16 protein-coding genes are annotated in these 21,971 nt (G+C 35.1%); 5 read left to right on the top strand and 11 right to left on the bottom strand.

Features of this window, described 5'->3' with window-relative positions:
* Positions 1-43: 43 nt before the first annotated feature.
* Positions 44-1,168 (top strand): histidine kinase, encoded by a 1,125-nt coding sequence (locus AR685_RS03990; protein WP_059123805.1) that lies wholly within the window; start codon positions 44-46, stop codon positions 1,166-1,168.
* Complete coding sequence (locus AR685_RS03985; RefSeq protein ID WP_047442971.1) at positions 1,168-2,898, top strand: sensor histidine kinase; 1,731 nt, start codon at positions 1,168-1,170, stop codon at positions 2,896-2,898. Before AR685_RS03990 ends, AR685_RS03985 begins: the two co-directional genes overlap by 1 nt.
* Before the next feature lie 90 nt (positions 2,899-2,988).
* On the opposite strand, the gene AR685_RS03980 is transcribed toward AR685_RS03985, so the two are convergent.
* On the bottom strand, positions 2,989-3,810 hold the full coding sequence (locus AR685_RS03980; protein WP_047442972.1) for an alpha/beta fold hydrolase: 822 nt from the start codon (positions 3,808-3,810) through the stop codon (positions 2,989-2,991).
* Positions 3,811-4,155: 345 nt separating this feature from the next.
* Between AR685_RS03980 and AR685_RS18000 the strand changes: the two genes are divergently transcribed.
* Positions 4,156-4,374 (top strand): hypothetical protein, encoded by a 219-nt coding sequence (locus AR685_RS18000; protein WP_047442973.1) that lies wholly within the window; start codon positions 4,156-4,158, stop codon positions 4,372-4,374.
* Between the two features lie 75 nt (positions 4,375-4,449).
* Here the strand turns inward: AR685_RS18000 and AR685_RS03975 are convergent, their stop codons facing one another.
* Positions 4,450-4,857: a hypothetical protein gene (locus AR685_RS03975; protein ID WP_059123804.1), complete on the bottom strand. Its 408-nt coding sequence runs from the start codon at positions 4,855-4,857 to the stop codon at positions 4,450-4,452.
* A 354-nt stretch (positions 4,858-5,211) separates the two neighbouring features.
* Here AR685_RS03975 and AR685_RS03970 point away from each other — a divergent pair, with 354 nt between their 5' ends.
* The gene (locus AR685_RS03970) at positions 5,212-6,384 is read left to right on the top strand and encodes a MalY/PatB family protein (RefSeq protein WP_059123803.1); all 1,173 of its coding nucleotides are present in this window, start codon (positions 5,212-5,214) and stop codon (positions 6,382-6,384) included.
* Positions 6,385-6,442: 58 nt separating this feature from the next.
* On the opposite strand, the gene AR685_RS03965 is transcribed toward AR685_RS03970, so the two are convergent.
* The 4 genes from AR685_RS03965 to AR685_RS03950 all read right to left on the bottom strand — a co-directional run bounded on the left by AR685_RS03965 (position 6,443) and on the right by AR685_RS03950 (position 8,946).
* Positions 6,443-6,892, bottom strand: a complete 450-nt coding sequence (locus tag AR685_RS03965) for a hypothetical protein (RefSeq protein WP_059123802.1) — start codon at positions 6,890-6,892, stop codon at positions 6,443-6,445.
* Positions 6,893-7,090: 198 nt separating this feature from the next.
* Complete coding sequence (locus AR685_RS03960) at positions 7,091-7,453, bottom strand: two-component system response regulator (protein WP_047442977.1); 363 nt, start codon at positions 7,451-7,453, stop codon at positions 7,091-7,093.
* Positions 7,454-7,627: 174 nt separating this feature from the next.
* The gene (locus AR685_RS03955) at positions 7,628-8,644 is read right to left on the bottom strand and encodes an LLM class flavin-dependent oxidoreductase (RefSeq protein ID WP_059123801.1); all 1,017 of its coding nucleotides are present in this window, start codon (positions 8,642-8,644) and stop codon (positions 7,628-7,630) included.
* A gap of 101 nt (positions 8,645-8,745) precedes the next feature.
* Positions 8,746-8,946, bottom strand: coding sequence for a hypothetical protein (locus AR685_RS03950; protein ID WP_165592795.1), 201 nt, complete (start codon positions 8,944-8,946; stop codon positions 8,746-8,748).
* 290 nt (positions 8,947-9,236) lie between these two features.
* On the opposite strand from AR685_RS03950, the gene AR685_RS03945 reads away from it, so the two are divergent.
* Positions 9,237-10,262 carry a rod shape-determining protein gene (locus AR685_RS03945; protein ID WP_047442980.1) on the top strand — a complete coding sequence of 342 codons (1,026 nt, stop codon included), beginning with the start codon at positions 9,237-9,239 and terminating at the stop codon, positions 10,260-10,262.
* 181 nt (positions 10,263-10,443) lie between these two features.
* Here the strand turns inward: AR685_RS03945 and AR685_RS03940 are convergent, their stop codons facing one another.
* The 5 genes from AR685_RS03940 to AR685_RS03920 all read right to left on the bottom strand — a co-directional run bounded on the left by AR685_RS03940 (position 10,444) and on the right by AR685_RS03920 (position 21,951).
* Positions 10,444-12,789 (bottom strand): phosphocholine-specific phospholipase C, encoded by a 2,346-nt coding sequence (locus AR685_RS03940; RefSeq protein ID WP_059123799.1) that lies wholly within the window; start codon positions 12,787-12,789, stop codon positions 10,444-10,446.
* An 81-nt stretch (positions 12,790-12,870) separates the two neighbouring features.
* Positions 12,871-14,352 carry a SusD/RagB family nutrient-binding outer membrane lipoprotein gene (locus tag AR685_RS03935; protein ID WP_059123798.1) on the bottom strand — a complete coding sequence of 494 codons (1,482 nt, stop codon included), beginning with the start codon at positions 14,350-14,352 and terminating at the stop codon, positions 12,871-12,873.
* A 10-nt stretch (positions 14,353-14,362) separates the two neighbouring features.
* Positions 14,363-17,518, bottom strand: a complete 3,156-nt coding sequence (locus AR685_RS03930; protein WP_059123797.1) for a SusC/RagA family TonB-linked outer membrane protein — start codon at positions 17,516-17,518, stop codon at positions 14,363-14,365.
* A 400-nt stretch (positions 17,519-17,918) separates the two neighbouring features.
* A complete protein-coding gene (locus AR685_RS03925; RefSeq protein WP_082671883.1) occupies positions 17,919-18,785 on the bottom strand; it encodes a helix-turn-helix domain-containing protein in 867 nt (288 codons plus the stop codon).
* A gap of 427 nt (positions 18,786-19,212) precedes the next feature.
* Positions 19,213-21,951, bottom strand: coding sequence for a hypothetical protein (locus tag AR685_RS03920; RefSeq protein ID WP_059123795.1), 2,739 nt, complete (start codon positions 21,949-21,951; stop codon positions 19,213-19,215).
* Positions 21,952-21,971: the final 20 nt, after the last annotated feature.

Genomic DNA, 21,971 nt, shown 5'->3' with positions numbered 1-21,971 from the left:
GTCATTTTTAGCAGGGAGTTTTGTAAATTTTATTAACCGTAAAATGGACGAACCCAGAAAATCAGCACAAGAGTTTTTGCAACTCATTAATACATCAAAGCGGGGAAAACTGAAAATCTACATAGGCATGAGCGCCGGTGTTGGCAAGACCTACAGAATGCTGCAGGAAGCGCATGTACTTCTGCAAAACGGAATTGATGTAAAAATAGGTTATATAGAAACCCATAACCGCAAAGAAACCCATAACTTACTTCAGGGATTACCTGTAATTCCTCGAAGAAAATTGTTTTATAAAGGGAAAGAGTTGGAAGAGCTTGATGTTCCTGCAATCATTGTTTTAAGACCTGAGATTGTTATTGTCGATGAACTCGCACATACGAATATCGAAGGAAGCAAAAATAAGAAGAGATGGCAGGATGTGCTGGAGATTTTAGATGCAGGAATCAATGTGATCAGTGCTGTTAATATTCAGCATATTGAAAGTCTGAATGAAGAAGTAAAAGCAGTGACAGGAATAGAGGTGACCGAGAGAATTCCTGATACAGTGCTTTCCGTGGCGGATGAGGTAGTGAATATTGATCTCACTGCAGACGAATTGATTTCCAGATTGAAAGAAGGTAAAATCTATGATAAAAGCAAAGTACAATCTGCTCTTAATAACTTTTTTAAAAATGAAAATATCCTTCAGCTTCGAGAATTGGCTTTAAAAGAAGTTGCCTCTCAGGTCACGAGAAAAGTAGAAACTGAAATTGTAACCGGAAAAGTCTTAAAAAAAGAAAGATTTCTTGCCTGTATCAGTTCAAATGAAATTACAGCTAAAAATGTGATAAGAAAAACAGCAAGACTGGCCAATTATTACAACAGTCAGTGGTTTTTGCTTTACGTTCAGGTTCCAAGAGAAAGTGCAGACAGAATTTCGCTAAGCAAGCAACGCCATCTGATCAATAATTTTCGGTTAGCAACAGAATTGGGAGCCGAGATTATAAAAATTCAAAGTAAAAATGTTGCAATGAGCATCATGGAGCAATGTGACGAAAGGAAGATTACCACTGTCTGTATAGGGAAACCGCATATTGACATCTGGCGAATTATTCTGGCGACAGATACTTTTAATTCGCTACTCAAAAGACTTTCAAAACAAAATGTAGATTTAGTAATTTTGTCCTGATGAAAATAAAAACAAAGCTTAATGCAGGAGTAGGTCTCCTGTTTTTAATGATAATCATACTTTCTGTACTTGGCGGCTGGTTCATCTATCAGCTGAAAAAAGACACACAGAATATCCTTGTTGCGAATTACAATACGCTGCAATACTCACGTAATATGCTGCTGTCTCTTGAGGAAATTGACACACAGCCAGCTTTTGCAATAAAAGAATTTCGAAAAAACCTTACTCTTCAAAGCCGAAATATCACAGAAAGCGGTGAAAAAGAAGCTACCCGAAATATCATCAGTCACTTTTCAGATTTAAATAAAAATCCAACAGATCAACATCTCAAATCTGTGATCAGAAAGGATATTACCGAACTGATGCAGCTGAATATGAACGCTATTCAGATCAAAAGCGGAATTGCCAATACCACAGCAGAAAATGCGATCGCAGTGATTTCTATTGCGGGAACACTTTGTTTTCTGATTGCATTTATTCTCATGATTAATCTTCCGTCTAATATTGCCAACCCTATCCGTGAGCTAACTTTCAGTATTCATCAGATTGCAAAACAGAATTACAGAGAAAGAGTACGTTTTGAAGGAAATAGTGAGTTTGGAGAACTGGCAAAATCTTTTAATACAATGGCCGAAAAACTTCAGGAATATTCTGAAAGCCGACTGGATAAGATTTTAAAAGGCAAAAAGCGTATCGAAACGCTGATTGATAATATGCATGATGCTGTAATTGGGATTGACGAACACCGAAAAGTTCTTTTTGTAAACGATGAAGCTTTAAAAATCAGCGGACTGAAAAAAGAGCAGTTTGTAGGAAAACTGATTCAGGATGTAGCGGTAGGAAATGATCTTGTGCGTGATCTTATCAGAGAAATCATTGATCCTCAGATCCTGAAAAAAAACGAACCGGAGCTGCTGAAAATTTTTGTGGAGGGAAAAGAAAATTATTTTGAAAAAGAAATTTTAGACATTAACGTATTGCCTACCGGGGAAGACAGTAAACGTTTTATCGGACAGGTCATTATGCTTAGAAATATAACTCCCTTTAAAGAACTTGATCTTGCCAAGACTCATTTTATGGGAACTGTTTCTCATGAGTTTAAAACTCCGATATCATCCATTCAGATGGGCGTACAGTTGCTTGAAAATGAGAGAATAGGCAACCTTAATGACGAACAGCAAAAATTGGTTGTTGGAATTAAAGAAGATACGGTAAGACTTCTGAAAATTACTGGTGAACTCCTTAATCTCACGCAATTGGAAACCGGAGTGGTACAGCTCAATATAAGACCTTCGGAAATCAATAAAATGATTGAAAGTGTGATTGCAGCCAATCAGTCAGCTGCTGATAATAAGCAGATCATCATTAAATTTAAGATTAATCAAAACGTTGAGTTGGTGAACGCCGATTATGAGAAGACATCTTGGGTTTTGAGCAATATTGTTTCCAATGCAATCCGTTATTCCTATGAAAACTCAATGATAGAAATTAATGTAGAAAAGGATAACGATGAGGTAAAGTTTTCTGTCAAAGATCATGGATACGGAATAGAAGAACAGTATCTCGACAAAGTGTTTACCCGCTATTTCAGAATTCCGGGAACTAAAGCTGACGGTACCGGCTTGGGTTTAAGCATCAGCAAAGAATTTATTGAAGCTCAGGGCGGCAGCATTTCTGTGAAAAGTGAGATTGGTGCAGGAAGTACATTTTATTTCAGTCTGAAAGCTTAGAATTATTTATAATGTTCATTAAAAATTAGTAAAGATAAAAAGAGGGTGAACCCACAGATTCACCCTTTCATATTTTAATTTGTATTAAACTTAAGCTTCAATAAACTCCAAAAGATCTTTGTTAATAGTCGCTGCTTCCGTAGTCGGCATTCCGTGAGGGAAACCAGGATATGTTTTGATTGTACCGTTTTTCAATAATTTAATTGATTTTAAAGCGGCATTTTGATAAGGAACGATCTGGTCATCCTCACCGTGAAGCACCAAAACCGGAATATCTACATTTTGTAAGTCTTCTCTGAAATCGGTTTCAGAAAAAGCTTTGATTCCGTCGTAATGAGCAACGATTCCGCCCATCATTCCTTGTCTCCACCAGTTTCTTTGCACACCTTCTTTCACATCTGCACCCTCTCTGTTGTAACCGTAGAAAGGAACGGTCAAATCAATATAGAACTGCTGTCTGTTATTCAAAGTCTGTTCTCTGATACCATCAAATACTGACATTGGAACCCCATCAGGATTACTGTCGCTCGCTACCATAATTGGCGGAACTGCGCTGATTAATACAGCTTTTTTTGCTCTTCCGTTAGAATATTTATTGACGTATCTGATTACTTCGCCCCCACCTGTAGAGTGACCAATGTGAACCACATCTTTCAAATCTAAGAATTCTACCAATTCTGCTGCATCAGAAGCATATTGCTCAATCGTGTGGTTGTAGATATCTTGGCTAGATCGCCCGTGACCTCTTCTGTCATGAGTCACAACTCTGTAACCTCTCTGTAAAAAGAAAATTACCTGTGCATCCCAGTCATCTGATGACAGAGGCCATCCGTGGTGAAACATTAATACTTGGCCTTCTCCCTGATCTTTGTAAAAAATCTCTGTTCCGTCTTTTAATTTAAGTGTACTCATAGTTTACATTTTTAAATGTTTGTGATTAATTGATGTCAGAATTTTATTCTCCTAATTCTTCAACAAATATAGGACAGTTAAATCCATTCTATCTTGATCTAAGATAACATTGTAAATATTTATTGAATTTAGTTTATCATTCAGTAGAAATAGGCTCTTGGTTGAAGATTAATAAAAATCATATGAATCTCACTACATCGATCTTAAGTAGTAGGGATGAATCAAAATCTTTTATTTTCTAAATAATTCAATTAAAATTGCTGATGGTTAGAAGTTTTTTAAATTTTGGTCAACAAATTGCATATACTCAATCAATAATTGATTTAATCATTAAAAAACTCAGCTATGAATATTTCTTACTACGAATTTACAAATCTACCTGATGAGATACAATATGACATGGTACTAAGACAAGGTAGAATGATTAATGAAAATACCGTGAGCAATTCGCGATACGTTTTGTACGAATTTTCCAGTTTCTCTGTTGAAATTATCTACAGTTTAACAAAAAATAAGATTTCAGGAAAAAATATTTTTCTCAACAGATCTGCTTACTCTGCTTAAACTTTGAAATAAAAATAATAAAAACTCGGTTGCCTACAACCGAGTTTTTTCTTTAACTATTGTCCCAGAATAAATTTACTTGATTTTATCATAAATGAATTTTGTCACAAGAGCTCCAAAAAGATAATATCCCACTGTCATTAGTTTTTTCTTGGTATTCTCAGCAACAGGCTCATCATTAAGACCAATTTTCTTTGGAAGTGCAATCGCACCAATACCCGCAAGCAATCCTGAGCTGAGATCATTTTTGGTCGCTGTGGTTGCGTAGTACAACCCATTACTTACCACGTCACCCAACAATGTCGCTGCATAAAGAGTATTCTCACCCTTAATATTGACTGTGGTATGTTCCGTTAATTTTAAAAGTGCTTCTTCGCCCACTTCATTGATATGAGGAACATTGTCGAAATTTTTTCTGATGGTTTCGTGAAGAATGTTTAATGCGATGGCGCCGCCTAGTCCGGCTAAAATTTTCTTGTACATAATATTTTGAATTTGATTGATGAATAATTGAATGAAAAGATATAAACCTTTAATACATGGCTCTCAAAATTTAGACCATTGAGAAATATAATTACATTTTGAGAATAAAAACAGCATACATTGGGAATTCCATTTTGGCCATCACTTTAGCTAGGTAAAGAACTTTTGAAATCTGGCAGCTGTTTCTAGAAATACCAACAAAACCTATAACTTTGTATAGCAGGAATTCTAAAAAAAATACCGGAAACTGTGGAGTAAATTTGGACTGAGACTATTGAATGTTTTTTTTAGAACGTGTAAATAATAGTGTAATGGTCTAAATTTTAAGAATCTTTACACTGAAATAATTAATGAATGGCAACAAAATACAACTTTGATGAAATCATCAATAGGAAAGGTACAGATTCTGTAAAATGGGATCTTGCAAAAGATGAGCAAGTATTGCCCATGTGGGTTGCAGATATGGATTTTAAAACAGCACCGGAAATTACGGAAACGATTTTACATAAAGTATCTCAAGGTGTTTTTGGCTACAGCCTTCTTCCGGATGATTTTTTTGATGCAATAATAAACTGGTGGATAGATACTCATCACTTTGTCATCAGAAAAGAGTGGATTTTACCAGGTCCTGGGATGATCCCTACACTTTCTGCAATTTTAAGGACCTTTGTGAAAGCTGATGAAAATATTATTATTCAGCCTCCGGTTTACAATCATTTTTATCATCTTTTAGAAAACTGTGATTTTGGAATGGTCGAGAATAATCTGATCTGCCAAAATGGAACATATCAAATGGATTTTGATGATCTTGATCTAAAGGCTTCCGATCCGAATACAAGCCTTCTTTTATTATGCAATCCGCATAACCCAGTCGGACGAGTATGGAAAAGATCAGAGCTAGATCGGATTGCTGAAATTTGTTCAAAGCATAACGTGATGGTGGTTTCAGATGAAATTCATGCAGATTTGATTTTTGAGGGTCATACCCATATACCTTTCGCTGCAGTTGCAGGAAATTATGAAATACAAACGGTGACTTGCGGATCACCGTGTAAAACTTTTAACCTTGCAGGTTTGACGATTTCTTACATTATTTCTCAGAATAAAGAAACTTTAAATAAAATTCATAGAACATTCGAGATTCAGGAAACCAGCTATCCCAATCCTATGGCTGCCACTGCACTGATTGCTGCTTATAGAAATGGAAAAGAATGGATGGAGCAACTGAAATATTATCTCCAAGACAATTACAATTATCTGCTGGAGTTCTGCACACAGCATTTGCCGGAAATTAAAATCATTCCTCTTGAGGCTACTTATCTTGTCTGGCTAGATTGCCGTGCTCTAGATAAAAATTCTGAAGATTTATCTCAAATTTTACTTAGTGAAGAAAGGCTTTGGATAAACCCAGGAACGATGTATGGTAAGGCCGGTGAAGGTTTTATTCGGATTAATATTGCCTGCCCAAGAAAATTGCTTACAGATGGACTTATCAAACTGAAAAACGGAATTCAAAGAAATCGTTAGTTTTTGAGAAAATCTTGATTTTTAAAGATAAAGATGTTTAAGTAAGACGGTAAGATAGTTACTGCGACATTTTTAATGCGCCCGTTTTTAATTTCTTTCTGAACATTAAAAACTGTATGCCTGTAAATACAAGATAGATAAGTGAAAAACCAATAAATTTTAAAAGAATGCTTTGGTTGAACGAATAGATGTCGGCTATCGCAGCAATCAACAGTATAATGATACAAAGTGAAGGGAGACCCAAAAATGAGAGGAGTGAAAAAAAGTAATTATTTCTGATTTTTTCAAAAAGATTCAAAAATAAAATAAATGAGCAAACGATCATTCCTATAAGATAAACAAGCGAAAAACCAAGCTGCAAAAGTATCGATAAAATAGACAGAATAACTTGAAGGAAATTTTCATCAGCAGGATTTTTGGATTCAGCAAGTAAAATTCTGTAGATAACAAACAAACAAATACTTATCAAAATATTGATTACCCAGAATTTTAAAAGTGTTTTTTTCATTTTTTCACAGTGATGATTTACAATCTCTACACTACTTTATTTCCTGCTGAAAAACCTTTGTAGTGGTAATTCAAATTGAGATCAATTTTTACTCAATATGATTTTTAATAATGAACAAAAATGTGTCACCCCTTTTTTGTTATTTTGATAAAAAAGCAGGTCGGAAGATCATATTTTTACACAGTTTTCAACACTCATTTAAATATCAGTATTTTTCTTAACGACATCGATCATTTCATCAATTCCAAAGGGTTTGGCAATATAGTCATCGGCTTTACATTCTGCAGCTTCAGAAGCCAGATTGCTTGAAGTTGAGGTGAGAACTGCCGGTATCTCATCAGTCTTCGGGTCAGATTTTAAATCCTTTATGACTTGTGAACCCTTCACAGATCCTTTAATGTGATCATCTACAATCACAACGTCTGGATCTATGCTTTCAATATTTTTTATAGGTTCAGTTGTGAGAGATCCTGTAACTTCATATCCTTCGTCTTCTAATACCTGATCCATAATTTCAAGTATCTCTTTATTATCCTGTACGAGTACGACTTTTTTCTTCATGGCAGATTAATAATAATTCTACGAATATAGGCAATATTTATGCATGTTTGAGTGCCTATTTTTAATTTGATATTTCTTTGATTTTAAGTTTAAATCAAAGAATCGGTACTGTGTAAAAAGCCATTAAAATCAGGTGGATTTCAGAAAAAAAGATCTATGTTTTAAGAATTAATTTTATACGGAAGAAGCCTCATTAATCTCAATCATCACTTCAGCAAAGAGGCGGGTAGATTTAATTCGATCTTCGATGGAGTAAATAGTAGAAACCATAATGAGTTCATTAACATTTGTCTCAGTAATAAAATCTTGAAGCTGTGTTTTGACTGTTTCTTTGGTGCCTACAAATGAATATTTCAACATTTGATGCAGACTAGGATGCTGTACGATATCTCTGAGATCTTGAGTCATCTCTGTTGGCGGATGCAGAGGTTGGGAATTTCCAGTCAGTACGCCAAAAAACATTCTGATCAGTGAGGTGTAAACTCTTTCTGCCTCTTCTTCAGTATCCGCAATCACAACATTCACTCCGGCGATTGTGTAAGGATTTTGAAGAAATTCAGAAGGCGTAAATTCATGTCTGTAAATATTAAGAGCATTCACTAAGTGTGTTGATGCAAAATGACTCGCAAAGGCATAAGGCAATCCTTTGGCTGCTGCTAGATGAGCACTGTCTGTACTTGATCCCAGAATGTAGATGGGCACATCTGTTCCTTCTGCGATGGCAGCTCTCACCTTTGACGTTTTGTTTTCTTTTGAGAAGTAATTTTCAATTTTCTCAACCTCGGCGGGAAAAGAATGAGCGGCTTTCATAAAATCTATTCGAATTGCCTGCGCGGTAAGTGTATCTGTGCCAGGAGCTCTTCCCAAACCTAAATCGATTCTGTCAGGATATAAATGCGCAAGGGTTCCAAATTGTTCAGCAATAATTAAGGGTGAATGGTTAGGAAGCATAATTCCTCCGGAGCCCACTCTGATCTTTTTTGTATTTTCTGCAACATAACCTATTAGAATAGAGGTTGCACTACTGCCCACAGATTCAGAATTGTGATGTTCGGCAAACCAATATCTCTTATAATCAAGTTCTTCGGCCACTTTTGCTAAGGTCACAGAATTATTCAGCGTTTGTTTAAAGGTGCTTCCTTCTGATACGATGGCCAGTTCTAAAATAGAGTAGGATACAGAATTTTTCATAATAGATTTATTAAGTCATTTAATTTAATAATGTAAAGTTACTAAAAGTAACTAATGATGACTTATCAAATTTCTTGTATAGTTTAATTGAATATAATGATCTATTTAGGAAGCATAATCATTTTTGCATTTCCTCCCTCTCGAATAACAATCAGTTTCCTGATGACCATATTTTGTAGGAAAGCATTTCTTTCAGGAATCGGCATATTCAGAATATGATCAAAGTCTCCGAAGAAATTGCCATTGTTTCCACCTGTCTCATCATGTTTTTTCTTTACGATTTCAAGTATTTGATTTTCCATTTCTACCGGATCCATTGTGCTTTTATCTTATTGTTATCAGATTATTTTACTAAATACAAAGATAACCTTAAAAAATGATGATCATGTTCATAGAAGAGATTTTATGTTACTCCAGAAATAAGTATTGGTTAACTGGTTGACTAAATTTAATCGGCTGTTTTTTAATTCTATAACTTTTTACTTTGTTTTCCATTTGTTATTTTAACTTATGTTTAACTTCTTAAGCGATTTATTTTGGCAAGTATTTAAAAGTAATAGACGTACATTTGGCGCCTAATAATGAATGTACGATGGGGATTTTTGATATGTTTACGGAAGAGATTGCGATTGATTTAGGAACCGCTAATACCCTGATAATACACAATAATAAAATCGTCATCGACGAGCCTTCTATTGTTGCTATCGACCGACTGACGGGAAAAGCCATTGCTGTCGGAACACAGGCAAAATTGATGCAGGGCAAAACTCACGAAGATATAAGAGTTATCCGACCGCTAAAAGACGGTGTCATTGCAGATTTTCATGCTTCTGAACACATGATTAAAGAATTTATCAAAAGAATTTCTGAAATCAAGGGTAAATTCATACAACCTGCACTGAGAATAGTGATATGTATCCCTTCGGGAATAACCGAAGTTGAAAAAAGAGCCGTTAGAGATTCTGCTCAAAAAGTAAATGCTAAAGAAGTAATACTTATTTATGAGCCGATGGCCGCAGCGATTGGAGCGGGGATTGATGTTGAAAGTCCGGAAGGAAATATGATTGTAGATATCGGAGGTGGAACTACTGAAATAGCTGTTATTGCATTGGGCGGAATCGTCTGTGACAGATCGCTGAAGTTGGCGGGTGACGTTTTTACCAATGATATTAGTTACTTTATCAGATCTCAACATAATTTGGATGTAGGTGAAAGAACTGCCGAAAGGATAAAAATTGAAATAGGTTCTGCATTGGAAGAGCTCGATTTTCCTTTGGAGGATATTTCTGTTCGCGGAAAAGATCTTCTTACAGGTAAACCAAAAGAAATCATGGTCAATTATAGGGAGATTTTTAAAGCTTTAGACAAATCCATTATTCGTATTGAAGATGCTATTATGGAGACGCTTTCGATAACTCCTCCTGAACTTGCAACAGATATTTATAAAACAGGAATTTTTCTTGCAGGAGGTGGAGCACTTCTCAATGGATTAGCTGATAGACTACATAGAAAAACCGGATTGCCGGTATTTGTAGCCGAAGATCCATTAAGAGCCGTGGTACGCGGAACCGGTATTGCTCTCAAAAACATCAATAGATTCAGATTTCTGATGAAATAATATGATTTATAGACACATCCATATCGACTTCTGGAAAGAGGTAATTGTATCTGGTGAAAAAGAAAGTGACTAGACTAAATTTAAAAAGAATATTCCGTAAAATTTAAATATAAAAGAGATTTACCACACTGGTAAATCTCTTTTAATTTGAGATATCTTTATTACTTTCTCAAGAAAAATATTATGCCCAATGAGGATCTGTAACGGTAGGTTTTCCTGATTCTATTCTTCCCGAAAAATGCCAGCTGCTGTTTCCTGATTTTATTTTGAGATCATACCAGCCTTTTGTTTTGTCCAGATTGATCCGTATTTTTTCTAATGAAGAATCTATGTCAATATCACGTGTTAATCTTTCGTAAAGATTTTCAATACGGATTGTCTGCTTTTTATCTCTCTTGTTTTTCAGATTAAGTTCTACCTCATTTTTAGTACTTTTATTTAATAAAATTACATCAAGCTCAGGATTTTCTGTGCTTTTAAATTTTCTTACAAAACCATTAGGCCCGATCACTTCATAATGATAATGCTCTAAATTTACTTCATTCGAAATCTCTTTTTTTGGATATAAAGCATACGAGAAATAATAATCGCTTGTATTCAGTTTGTTTTTATCATAAATAATTAGAGGTACTGCGGTATCTGTAAGATTAGTCATGACAATCTTATTATTTTTAAGATTCACTTCATAATCATAGGGTAGAGGGTTTGATTGTTTGATGCCTCTCTCCTGAATTTGTAATAATTGTTGATTGAGCTCTTTTTCATTATACCATTTGAGATGAGGTGTAGGTTTGTTTTTTGCCGAATTAATGGTCTTCGTGTAGTCTTTTTGATCCAGATAATTCATTTGTGGGATTTTGCTTTCAGATTTGTTGAAAGCCGATGTAAGATCTCCGCAGATTGCTCGTCTCCAATCGCTTATGTTTTGCACCGTTACATCTTTACTGTATTTTTTTTGAATGAATTTTTCTAAAAACTGCAGTACTGACGTATGATCAGAAACCTGAGAGTTTACAAAACCACCTTTTGTCCAGGGTGAAGCGATAATCATTGGAACACGGAATCCCAAACCGACAGTTCCCTCAATTTTCTCGTTGTCACGAAGGTTATGAGTCGACATATATTCCTGGGTTTTATTGACGTATTCTACCCCTTCTTTTCCGTTCATATCAACAGGTTGACTCGGATTAACAGGTGGTGCAAAAGGAATCACATGATCAAAATAACCGTCATTTTCATCATAATTAATAATGAAAATTGTTTTTTTCCAGGTTTCAGGATCTTGGGTAAGAATATTCAGAACTTCAGAAATATACCACGCTCCGTACCAAGGGGAACTCGGGTGGTCAGAAAATTTTTCAGGCGCAACCAACCAAGATACTAATGGAAGCTTTTTCTCCGCAACATCTTTTCTAAACTGATGCAGGACATCGCCTTTCGGAACAACCAGTCTTTCTCCGTTTTCATCAGTGTCAATTTCTAAATTCCAGTAATCGGGATCATCAGAATTGATTGTGAAAGCTTTCTCGTGAAGATTTTTTTCTTTTTGTGAAAGCTTTGAATAATTATCAGGATGATATTTTAGGATATCTTCATCAAGTTCTTTGATTAAATTTTCAAAGTGGGTTTTGTGTTGAGGGTTTTTCTTAATTTCGGTTTTTAAACGTTCAATAAGATTAGGAATGTTTTGATGATAGCCTTTCGAAAATTTAACATTAAAATTAGAAAACCATTCGATCGGATTATCAGTAAAATTACTCAACCATGACTCTTCTTCATTAGGCATTCCTTTTTGAAGACTGATTTCATTCTGATAAATTTTCCACGAAATATTCTGCTCTTCTAAAATTTCAGGAAAGCTTTTCCATCTTGCCTGCCTGTTTTTATCGTAATCGATGTTGTCATTAAAAACATTGGCTTTTACTTTCCCATTTTGTTGTTCACGAATGGTTCCTGACCAAAGAAACAATCTGTTGGGTGTAGTTCCGGTAAGTGATGAACAGAAATATTGGTCAAGAATCGTAAAAGAATCTGCTAACTGATAATAAAAAGGTAAGTCTTCACGATTGTAATACCCCAAAGTCAGCGGCATATCCTTATAATTTTTGTTTCCGGAAGCTTTTGCTTGAAGCCATTTGTCGTACTTCATTCCGTTTAAGGCATGTTGTTGATCAGACCATGAATGGGGAAGCGAACTCATCCAAGTAGATTTGGTGTTTTTTAAATCTAGTCTTCCCGGCGCAGCATATTTTCCTTCATTATTTTTCTGAAAAAAAACTGAGTGTCCATCTTCTTTTACAAATGCTGTCTGGTCTAAAAATCCACGAACCCCTTTTAAAGCTCCGAAAGCATGATCAAAAGATCGGTTTTCCTGCATCAAAATCACCACGTGTTCTGCATCATAAAATGTAGATCCTGCATGAGCTTCTATCGTTAAAGCTTTTAAAATTGCAGGATGCAACATATTCGAGGTTCCCAAACCGGCCATTAAAATCCCCGATTTTTCTAAAAATTCTCTTCTGTTCATAGTGAAAAGTACTTAGTAACTGACCGCAAGTTATGATCATCTTACGGTTTTCAAGTTGAAAATTACAAAATTGTTAGCTTCTTACAATAGCCACCATGGCTTAGAAGTAATATTATCCTGCCCGTTGTACTGTGCAGTCAATGCAGCCTGAAGATTGGTGTTGTTATAATTGTATTCAACTTGTGGATATCTGAATCTTGAGGGTGCGGTAACTCCGGTTTGTAAGGGTAAATTTGGATAACCAGTTCTCAGGTAATCCTGATAAGAAGTCCACTGTCCCTGATGAAATAAAGTCATGTATTTCTGTGTGATAATTTTTTCAAGCTGAGTCTGCAGTGGAGCAGAATTATTGTAAACAACCAAAGAACCGGCTAAATAATTATCAACATTAAATCCGGCAAAATACAGATTCGGATTTTTTACATAGGTCTGATAAAATTGAAAACTCGCCTTGATTGCGTTATCATAATGTGTTTTTGCAGATCCTGCAATCCAGCCTCTTGCGGTTGCTTCTGCCAGAATAAATTCCAGCTCAGCATAAGAAAGTATGGAAGATGGCTCATTAGTAGGGTCTTTATAAAATCTTTCGTTTACTTTCGAAATGTTTTTAGCAGTAATTAAAGCTGCATTGTCGGCATATGGTGAAGTAGGGTTTCCTCCGTTGTAACCATTGAAATTAGTGATTGCCAAACCGTTTTCTTTAGCTGAAGTCGTCTGTTCTGCAAAGGTGAAAATTCTTGGATCTTGTCTGTCTTTAAACATATTGATAAAATAATTCGCCATATACAAACTCGAACCGTAGCCACTGCTGTTGAAAGTCGTGTATCTGCTGTCTGCAGCATCGGCAAATTTAAGTTCTCCGTTATCCTGAATCGAAGTCATTAAAGTCTGGCTTCCTGCAATTGAAGCAAATTCATTGGCAATATTAATTCCGTTAACGGTTGTTTTTTTAGATAAAGTCATCAATACTTTTAGACGGAATGAGTTGATTAGTTTTTTCCATTTTGTGATGTTGCCGTTATAAATGATATCACCAGAAATGGTTTCTGAAGCATTGATTAAATCGTTGGCTTCTTTCAGTTCATTTAAAACTCCGGCCATTACGGTTTCCTGACTGTCATATTTTGGCTGGGTAATTCCGGATTCACCATTTATCGCTTCTGAATAAGGAATACTTCCGAATTTTAAACTTAAATTAAAAAAATGAAAAGCTCTGTAAAATTTACCAATCGCCTGGTAATTTTTATTACTAATTCTTTCGCCTTCCTGCATCATTTTCATGGTATTCAGCAAATCTGTACTGTAGGTTCCGAATGAAGCATCGTTCCATTTCATATATTGGTAAATATTTTCACCATCAGTACCAATCAACATTCTTGAAGCGTACATGGGATCTCCCTGAACGGCAAATGCAGATTTTGAAACATAGGTTAAAAGATATTGAGGGTCAATATTGGCCTGATCATTTGGGTTTTCGTTGATTTTGTCCAGATCGGTTTCGCAAGCTGAAAGTGAAAATAAACCAACGGTTAAGACTGCTATTTTGAAGATTTTGTTTTTCATTTGTTTTTATTTAAAATTTAAGATTAAATCCGATTCCGAACCATCTGCTCGAAGGATCCTGAATGTCATTTCCTGAACCTCCAGAAGTACTTCCAATCTGGAAGTCAGGATCTGAATAAAGATTTTTAGATTTTTTCCACATCGCCAGATTATATCCTGAAATATTTGCGGTGAAGCTTTTCACGAAACCATTCGGGTTTAGCAAATGTGAAAAATCATATTCTAAAACGACTGACCTAAGTTTAACAAAAGTTCTGTCGAATACATTTGCAAAAAGTTCGCTTTCGTCTTCGGTAACTCTCGCCTGGTAAGGGTAATTCTGCGCCCAGCTCTGGAAACTGATTGGCGTAGTATGTGTTGTGTATGCTCCTGTTGCTGCATTGTAGTTGACACCGTCCGGAACAAAATAATACGTTCCCGGATTTGCATATTCAATATCTCTGTAAGCTGTTGAGTTAGGATGTTTACCGCCCCACCACATTTTTTCTACGACCTGAGATCGCATGACACCGCCAATACTTCCGTCAATTCCAATGTTTAAACTTAATTTTTTATATTTGAAAGTATTGGTAAATCCAAATGTCCAGTCTGGATTGAAATGTCCTAGATTGGTTGGCGTTGTTGCTCTTGTAGGCATTCCCGTTGTAGAGTTTAGAATAACTTTTCCATCCGGAGATTTTTGCCAGGTTACGTCGTAGTAGCTGTCCATTCGTTCACCCAACTTGATGTTGTTGTAGTTTGGCATTCCCGCATAGATTTCTGTTAAAGTTTTTTCATATGTACTCCAGTTGATTAATGACCTCCATGTGAAATTGCCGGTTTTTACAGGAACTAAGCCTAATGAAACTTCAAAACCTTTAGTTGTATATTCGTTTCCGTTGACATTTTGAGAAGTAAATCCTGAAGATGGAGTACTTGGGAACTGAAGAATATTGTTATAATCTAAAGTTCTGAAATACGTCGCATCCAAAGTGATTCTGTTTTTAAACAAGCCTGCTGTTAAACCAATTTCGTACGATTTGGTCTGTTCAGGCTTCAGTGAATTTTCGTAATTCAAAGTTGTCGGATAATAAAATGTGGGATTTCCGTTGAAGCTGACTCCGTTGTTGTTTAAATAGTAATTTCTAATGGCATAAGGCTGGAAATCGTAAGCAACTTTCGCCCATGACGCTGAAACTTTCAACAGATTAATTGCTTCGGGCATAGTAATCAAATTAGAAACAATTGTGCTTAATGATGCGGAAGGATAGAAATACGATCTGTTGGCTTTCGGAAGAGTAGAAGACCAGTCATTCCTTCCTGATACGTTGATGAAAAATGCGTTATACAAACCAAAATCAATGGTTCCGTAAGTAGAGTAGATAAGTTTTTCTTTCAGGTAATCGTAATATTTTACGGCACCTGTCGAATTTGCTAAATCATATAACTCAGGAATCTTCAAACCATCTGTGGAAGCATTATCAATATCATTTTTATAGTAAAAAGTTGAAGCTCCCGCATTCACACTGAAATCGAAATTGTCTGAAATCTTTTTCTTGTACGTTGCCAAGATGTCTGAGTTCATATTCCAGGTTTTGGTGTCGTTGAGAATATATCCTCCATTACGTGGCGCACTGTAATTAAAATATGAATAGGGACTTAAAATCTCCTGTTTGTTATGATTTTCAACAATCGATACTCTTCCTTTAATCGATAAATCATCTGTTGCTTTATACTCTAAACCTGTTTGTGCATTGATAATGTTTGTACGGTTTTGATTTTTATATTTTTCAGCACCAAACCATGGGTTGTTGTACCAAGCGTAGTTCCAGTTAGCTTGGGTTTTACCTTCCTGTCCGGGAACCCACAGATGATTCTTTAATGCGTTTCCGTCAACATCACCTCCCATCCAGATTAAAATCGTATACATGTGACCACTCGGATTGTAGTCGTAGTTAGGAACATTCGGTGTGAAAGTTTGGTTGAAATTTAATTTAGTGTCAAAAATAAATTTCTCTCCAAAATGATTTTCTGAGGCAAAGTTGATTCCGTAACGCTGTAAGTACGCTTCAGGAATTCTGTCATTGTAATTCATGAAATTCCCCGAAAGTCGGTAAGAATCTTTATTGTGTTTGTAGCTGATCGCAAAATTATTATTGTTGATCATGGCCGGCTTCATGAAGGTTTTTAGGTTATCATGATATTTCCAGTCGATGGGAACTCTTTCATATCTAGATTTGTCATCATAAGCACTTCCCGCCACAGTTCCGTACCATTCAATAATCTGCCCGGTTTGTTTATCACGGATCGGACTGTTCCATTGAGCTATTTTTAAACCAGGAACAAATTTGGGTCCCCAAATCATATCTCCGTCATTGACACCACCATCAGCACCGTCCCAAAATTCATATTTTCCCTGTGAACCGTTTCCATATTCGGTTTGTGTCTTAGGAAGATTGGTAAAGCCTGCGGTAATCATTGTGTTTTGAGAGAACTCAACAGAGAAACCTTGCTTTTTTGCGTTTTTTGTGGTGATTAAAACAGCTCCATACCGACCTCTCGAGCCGTAAAGTGCAGAAGCAGGTGCACCCTTTAGCACATTGATATTGTCAATATTATTAGGATCTAAATTTTGAAAAACTTCAGCTTCTACAATTACCCCGTCAATTACATAAACCAAATTGGTATTTCCTCTCAAAGAGAAAACGGGTTTCTGTTGCATTCCTGTGGGATTTGAAACATTCAGACCTGCAACCTGGCCAGAGAATAAATTTCCAATACTTGGCGTAGTAATCGACTCAAACTGTTTGGTTCCCACTTCCTGAGTGGAGTATCCTAATTTTTCTTTCTTTTTCTCAATCCCCAAAGCAGTAATTACAACCCCTTCAATCTGTTTTTCATTTACTCTTTTCAAAACTACAGAATAATTTTTTTTGGAGGTGACTTCAACGGTATACAAAGAATAATCAGATGAGTAAAATTCTAAAAGATCTTTAGGATTGGCAGAAATGGTAAAATTTCCGTTTTCATCAGAAATTACAGTTGTACCTGTATTTTTGTCTGTTATGTTTACTCCTGAAACTACAGTTCCTTCTTCTGATTTTACAGTTCCGGTAATATTGGTTTCCTGTGCACTTAAATAGAGTGGAAGTAATAACACCGTAAACGTAGCTAAAGTTTTCTTCATTTTTTTTGAGAGCAAATTTAGTAGGGCAATGTTACTTAGACTTTAATGTATTATTACAATAAAAACATCATTTCATCGGCAAACAGTAGGAAAATTAACGTATTGATAAAAATCAGTATGATTGAAAACTAAAGAAATTTTTGTTTTTTATTAAAAATATATAGATTGATAGGACGCATCAGTATGACGATATGGAAATCTGAAGTCTAGACGGTAAGCTGAACACAAAGACCATAATTGTTAAAGCAAATGGACTTTCTATTTTGGGTGTTAGTACAATCATAGGAATACAAAGCGGATATCACTTAAACGCCCGTGATGATTAATTTGAATGAAGGATCATACGATGTGTTTGTGAATAGTATTTCATCATATTTTATTTTAGGACGGAGGGTAGGTTTTAGTACGTTAATTCCCTGATCTCGGAAGGATTTTTACCGATATGTTTTTTAACAAAATTGCTAAAATTCCCCTCATCATTAAATCCGAGTTCATAAGCAATTTCAGACATCGTAAAATTGGATAGTTTTATTGCTTTTTCACATTCTGACTTTACCTTTTCAATGATAATTTGTTTGGCAGATTTTCCGTAAGCAAGATCAGTGCAGTCATTCAGTCTTCTGACAGAAATATTTAACTTATCTGCATAATGGGAAACCTTTTTTTCCGTACGGAAGTCACGTTGTAGCAAGACTCTGAATTGGTTTGCGTGGGAGATGTAATCTATTCCCTCATCTCTTTCTGATTCATCGTTTTCTATATTGAGATACGCATCTAAAATCAACCCTTCTATTGTGTTGTGAGCTGCTGAGATGTAAAGACTTTCTTTCTTTAGCTGAAACTTCATCAGTCTTTCGATAAGGATGAACTGATTGTATGTATTGCTGCCAAAATTAGGAGAAACAAAAATATCCGAATAACTGTTGAAAAATACCTGAGAATTTAAAAAAATACTGTCTTTAGAGGTTTTGTCATAAAACGCAGCTGAAAATGCTATAACATAAATGTCCTTTTCACATGCATCAAAAATTTCCACTTCTTTCTGTGGGCCGATGTAAATTGAGTTCCCACCCTTTATCCTGTGGCGCACTCCTGAAACAGATAGATCAAAATCATTTTCTAAAATTAGTATACAAAAATAGTCATGTGTGTTAAATTGATTTTTGTAGTTGTTCCGTTTTATGATATCACCAATTAAATTGATACTGAATCCTATTTTCTTTAATTGATCTGTTATCTTATACATAGAAAGGAAAACTGTGGACATATATTATTTTTCAAAATTAATGTTAAATTTTGAATTATTAATATTTAAACGTGTTATTACGTGAATTTAATACTTGTAAACTATTGAAAAACTAATCAAAGTTCAGCGCATCAAAAACGATTATAAATTTAAAATTATTTGTTGTTGCCATAATAAGTAATAAACAATGTACAATGTCAGTGATATTTTGTGAAGGAAGAGATTAACGAAGTTTGAATCCCAAAATTTTGGTTGCAGCAAATATTTATTGGAATATGGTGATTCTAAAATGAGAAATTGAGCTGTTTGATTTCCAAATTTCCCGCAATCTTATATTTATCTCACTGAGTCAATTAGTACAAAAAAGTTATATTTTACTACTGTGTAAAGTTATTTCGATGTCAATTGTATTGATGAAAAAGGCTGGATTATCTGCATTGATTTACTTTTATTGCTTACCAAATTTCTTCGAATGTATTTTCTTTTCTTTCACTTTGATCAGAAACTCAGGAAGAACGTAGAGCTCACCTGCTTTTACTGAAAAGGAAGTACGTTGTGTATCGCAGAAGGTGTTTTGTGGAAGCGAATTTGTATTGATTGAAACGGAATAATTTCCTACCGGGAGGAAAAGCATAAACTGTCCGTTGTCATCTGTAGATACCGTTTCAACTAAAGTGTCATTACGGAAAATACTAAATGTTATTCCATTAGCTCTAGGGTTAAAATCGACAGCTATTTTGCTGTCAAATTGATATTGGATATGACCTGCAACAGTACCGTTCTGATGCAATGGAATACCGATTTCAAGCTTGTATTGACTGATATCCAACATTTGATCATCATAGTACCATCCTTCCTGAATGGACTGCTTTAAATGGTATTTTCCAAAAGGTACATTTTTGTATAAAATTTTTCCTTCAGCATCAGTTTTAAATGCTATATTATTGATGTTGATCAGGTAATTTGAAGCAGTCTCTTCGTCTGTATCAAATATATTATTATTGTTGTTGTCATAGAAAGCAAAAGCATATAAGTCTGATTTTTTATTTGTGCTTAAAGTGGCTTTCTGTAAATTTAAGGTAACCCCCGCTTCGATGGTGAATATATTATTTCTCATGTTTGCTGAAGAATAATTGTACAAAGATGAATTTACAAAGAAATCATACAGTCTTGCATGCCATTTCAGATTGCAAAATGCTGAAGGCGATTTTCCGTAGATATTATCATCCGTATAAGAAAGTCCGGATGTGATGCTTAGTTTTTCTTTGAATGCAGTACTGCTGTAATAAAGGGATGTATTCAGCTTTTTGTACTTTTCGTTTTTATCTACGAGTTGTGAGAAAGCGTATTCAGATAAATAATAGCTTCCGATTTGATATTGAGAAGTAAAATTTATTCTCCGGTAATTGTAATTAAAATTTATTTTCCCCTGAAAATTTTGGCTTTCTTCATCTGGATATTGTGCAAAACCAAGATCCAAAGCCAAAACAGCAGAATGTTTTTTGTTGACACTCATCCAATTCGTAGTTTCTACAATTCTATGCGCTTGAATTGATAAATCATTTTTTTGAAATTTTGGCAGAAAAGTGTTATAAGAGTTTGACCTTTCAAGTTGATACTGATACGCAAAAGAATAGCCAAATGATCCTGTTTTAGCAAAATTCAGTCCCGTCTCCATTTTTACATTATCTGACGAAAGCTGAGTTTGATAAAAATAATATTTAGGGGAATAATTCGAATAAAAAATATTTGCAAAAGCATAGTGCTTTTTGAATACCGTCAAATTAATATTTTGCTGTATCTGCAAACTTCCTCTTCGGTTTCCGGGATAATAATCTGAGCTGTAGAAAATATTTCCATTGAGATTCAGTTCTTTTATAATTCCTGAATATTGAGATTCAAATGCAACAGAAGGTTTTGTTATTCCATTCTGATCATAGATGCTGATTCCTCCGTACAATTTTGATGAGGTTTGCCAAAGATTATTGAAGTTGTGAGCGAATTCGGTTCCTATTAAATGGTGTTTTGCTTTTTCGTATGGATCATTTTTAAATATGTAAATTGACGACAGATTGTTAGAGAAATTGTAAGGATTAAGAATCCCTTTCACATAAAAGCCATATCCGTTTTTAAAAAACGAGTTTCTTTCCAATAAGCTGAAACTCTGCTCAATAAAACCAACTTCAAGTTTCTTGTCTTTTGCTGAATTCAGAAAGCTGTATTCTACACCTCTTCCGAAAAGTGAAAGTTCAAGAAGCTTACTGATGTTCCCAAGGGTAAATTCACTTTTTTCCCGGCGGTAAGAAATGTAGGTGTTGTTGATGACAGGATCTGTCTGTGAATTCATCATAAACATATTTCCACTAATGAAAACGTATCCTGAAGCCACATTAAAGCCGCCACTTCCTAAAATCTGATACATATCGAGATCACTCCCAACTCTTCTGTAACTTGATGTGATCGAATTTCTTGTTGTACTCGAAAATCCGTTTTGCTGCTCGTCCTGAAACTTTTGTGTATGTGAAATACTTTGTACAGAAATTCTGGTGTTTCCGAATATTTCTTTGTCAGGATCTTTAAATCCGGTAACGTTGACAGTGAAATTATTTTTCTTGAGAAGTTCTTTCGATGGCAAAAAACTGAAAGTAAATGTTGAATCCTGTTGTGGGCGAAGTGTTCCGTGTTGTTCGATAAAATGATTGCTGTCACTGTAATCAGGAATTTTAAAAACCAAAGTCGTTTGCAGCTTTCTGTTTCCTTTGTTGGAAACTTTGATTCTGATCTTTAAAGAATCACGGTTGTTGTCTCTGAAAATCTGTGGAGTTTCGGCAGTCATCTGTAAAATACTGCTTTCCTGTACTTGGTGAATGACCGTTTTCTCGCCAATTTTCTGATTGAACCCATCTATTAAAGTAAGATTGATATGAGCATCTCCTGCATCTGCATTGTTTCCAACAAAAAATTTAAGCGAAATAAACCTTTTTTCATTTTTTTGAAGATCAACAATGATTTCCTGTCCTAAAATTGATTTGAATCCTGTAGGGGTCGTTATTTTAATTTTACCTTTAATATTTTCATTGCTGTTGTTGTCTACAACTATTACAAGGTCAAGAATTTTAGATTCTGCATTGTATGATTTTTCGTGAATATCAAACAGGATATTTTCTGTTTTGTTTTGAGCCGACAAAAAGAGCGAACATATTAATA

It is taken from the genome of Chryseobacterium sp. JAH (assembly GCF_001507335.1).
Lineage (GTDB): Bacteria > Bacteroidota > Bacteroidia > Flavobacteriales > Weeksellaceae > Chryseobacterium.
The sequence above is the reverse complement of the archived record's forward strand: the minus strand, read 5'-3'. Positions and strand labels throughout refer to the sequence as shown.

What these genes read in the sequence shown, in the direction of transcription:
- AR685_RS03985 (WP_047442971.1), top strand. Translation starts at nt 1,168, where the DNA reads ATGAAAATAAAAACAAAGCTTAATGCAGGAGTAGGTCTCCTGTTTTTA.
- AR685_RS03965 (WP_059123802.1), bottom strand. Translation starts at nt 6,892, where the DNA reads ATGAAAAAAACACTTTTAAAATTCTGGGTAATCAATATTTTGATAAGT.
- AR685_RS03960 (WP_047442977.1), bottom strand. Translation starts at nt 7,453, where the DNA reads ATGAAGAAAAAAGTCGTACTCGTACAGGATAATAAAGAGATACTTGAA.
- AR685_RS03950 (WP_165592795.1), bottom strand. Translation starts at nt 8,946, where the DNA reads ATGGAAAATCAAATACTTGAAATCGTAAAGAAAAAACATGATGAGACA.
- AR685_RS03970 (WP_059123803.1), top strand. Translation starts at nt 5,212, where the DNA reads ATGGCAACAAAATACAACTTTGATGAAATCATCAATAGGAAAGGTACA.
- AR685_RS03990 (WP_059123805.1), top strand. Translation starts at nt 44, where the DNA reads ATGGACGAACCCAGAAAATCAGCACAAGAGTTTTTGCAACTCATTAAT.
- AR685_RS03940 (WP_059123799.1), bottom strand. Translation starts at nt 12,789, where the DNA reads ATGAACAGAAGAGAATTTTTAGAAAAATCGGGGATTTTAATGGCCGGT.
- AR685_RS03975 (WP_059123804.1), bottom strand. Translation starts at nt 4,857, where the DNA reads ATGTACAAGAAAATTTTAGCCGGACTAGGCGGCGCCATCGCATTAAAC.
- AR685_RS03930 (WP_059123797.1), bottom strand. Translation starts at nt 17,518, where the DNA reads ATGAAGAAAACTTTAGCTACGTTTACGGTGTTATTACTTCCACTCTAT.
- AR685_RS03945 (WP_047442980.1), top strand. Translation starts at nt 9,237, where the DNA reads ATGGGGATTTTTGATATGTTTACGGAAGAGATTGCGATTGATTTAGGA.
- AR685_RS03935 (WP_059123798.1), bottom strand. Translation starts at nt 14,352, where the DNA reads ATGAAAAACAAAATCTTCAAAATAGCAGTCTTAACCGTTGGTTTATTT.
- AR685_RS03955 (WP_059123801.1), bottom strand. Translation starts at nt 8,644, where the DNA reads ATGAAAAATTCTGTATCCTACTCTATTTTAGAACTGGCCATCGTATCA.
- AR685_RS03980 (WP_047442972.1), bottom strand. Translation starts at nt 3,810, where the DNA reads ATGAGTACACTTAAATTAAAAGACGGAACAGAGATTTTTTACAAAGAT.
- AR685_RS18000 (WP_047442973.1), top strand. Translation starts at nt 4,156, where the DNA reads ATGAATATTTCTTACTACGAATTTACAAATCTACCTGATGAGATACAA.
- AR685_RS03925 (WP_082671883.1), bottom strand. Translation starts at nt 18,785, where the DNA reads ATGTCCACAGTTTTCCTTTCTATGTATAAGATAACAGATCAATTAAAG.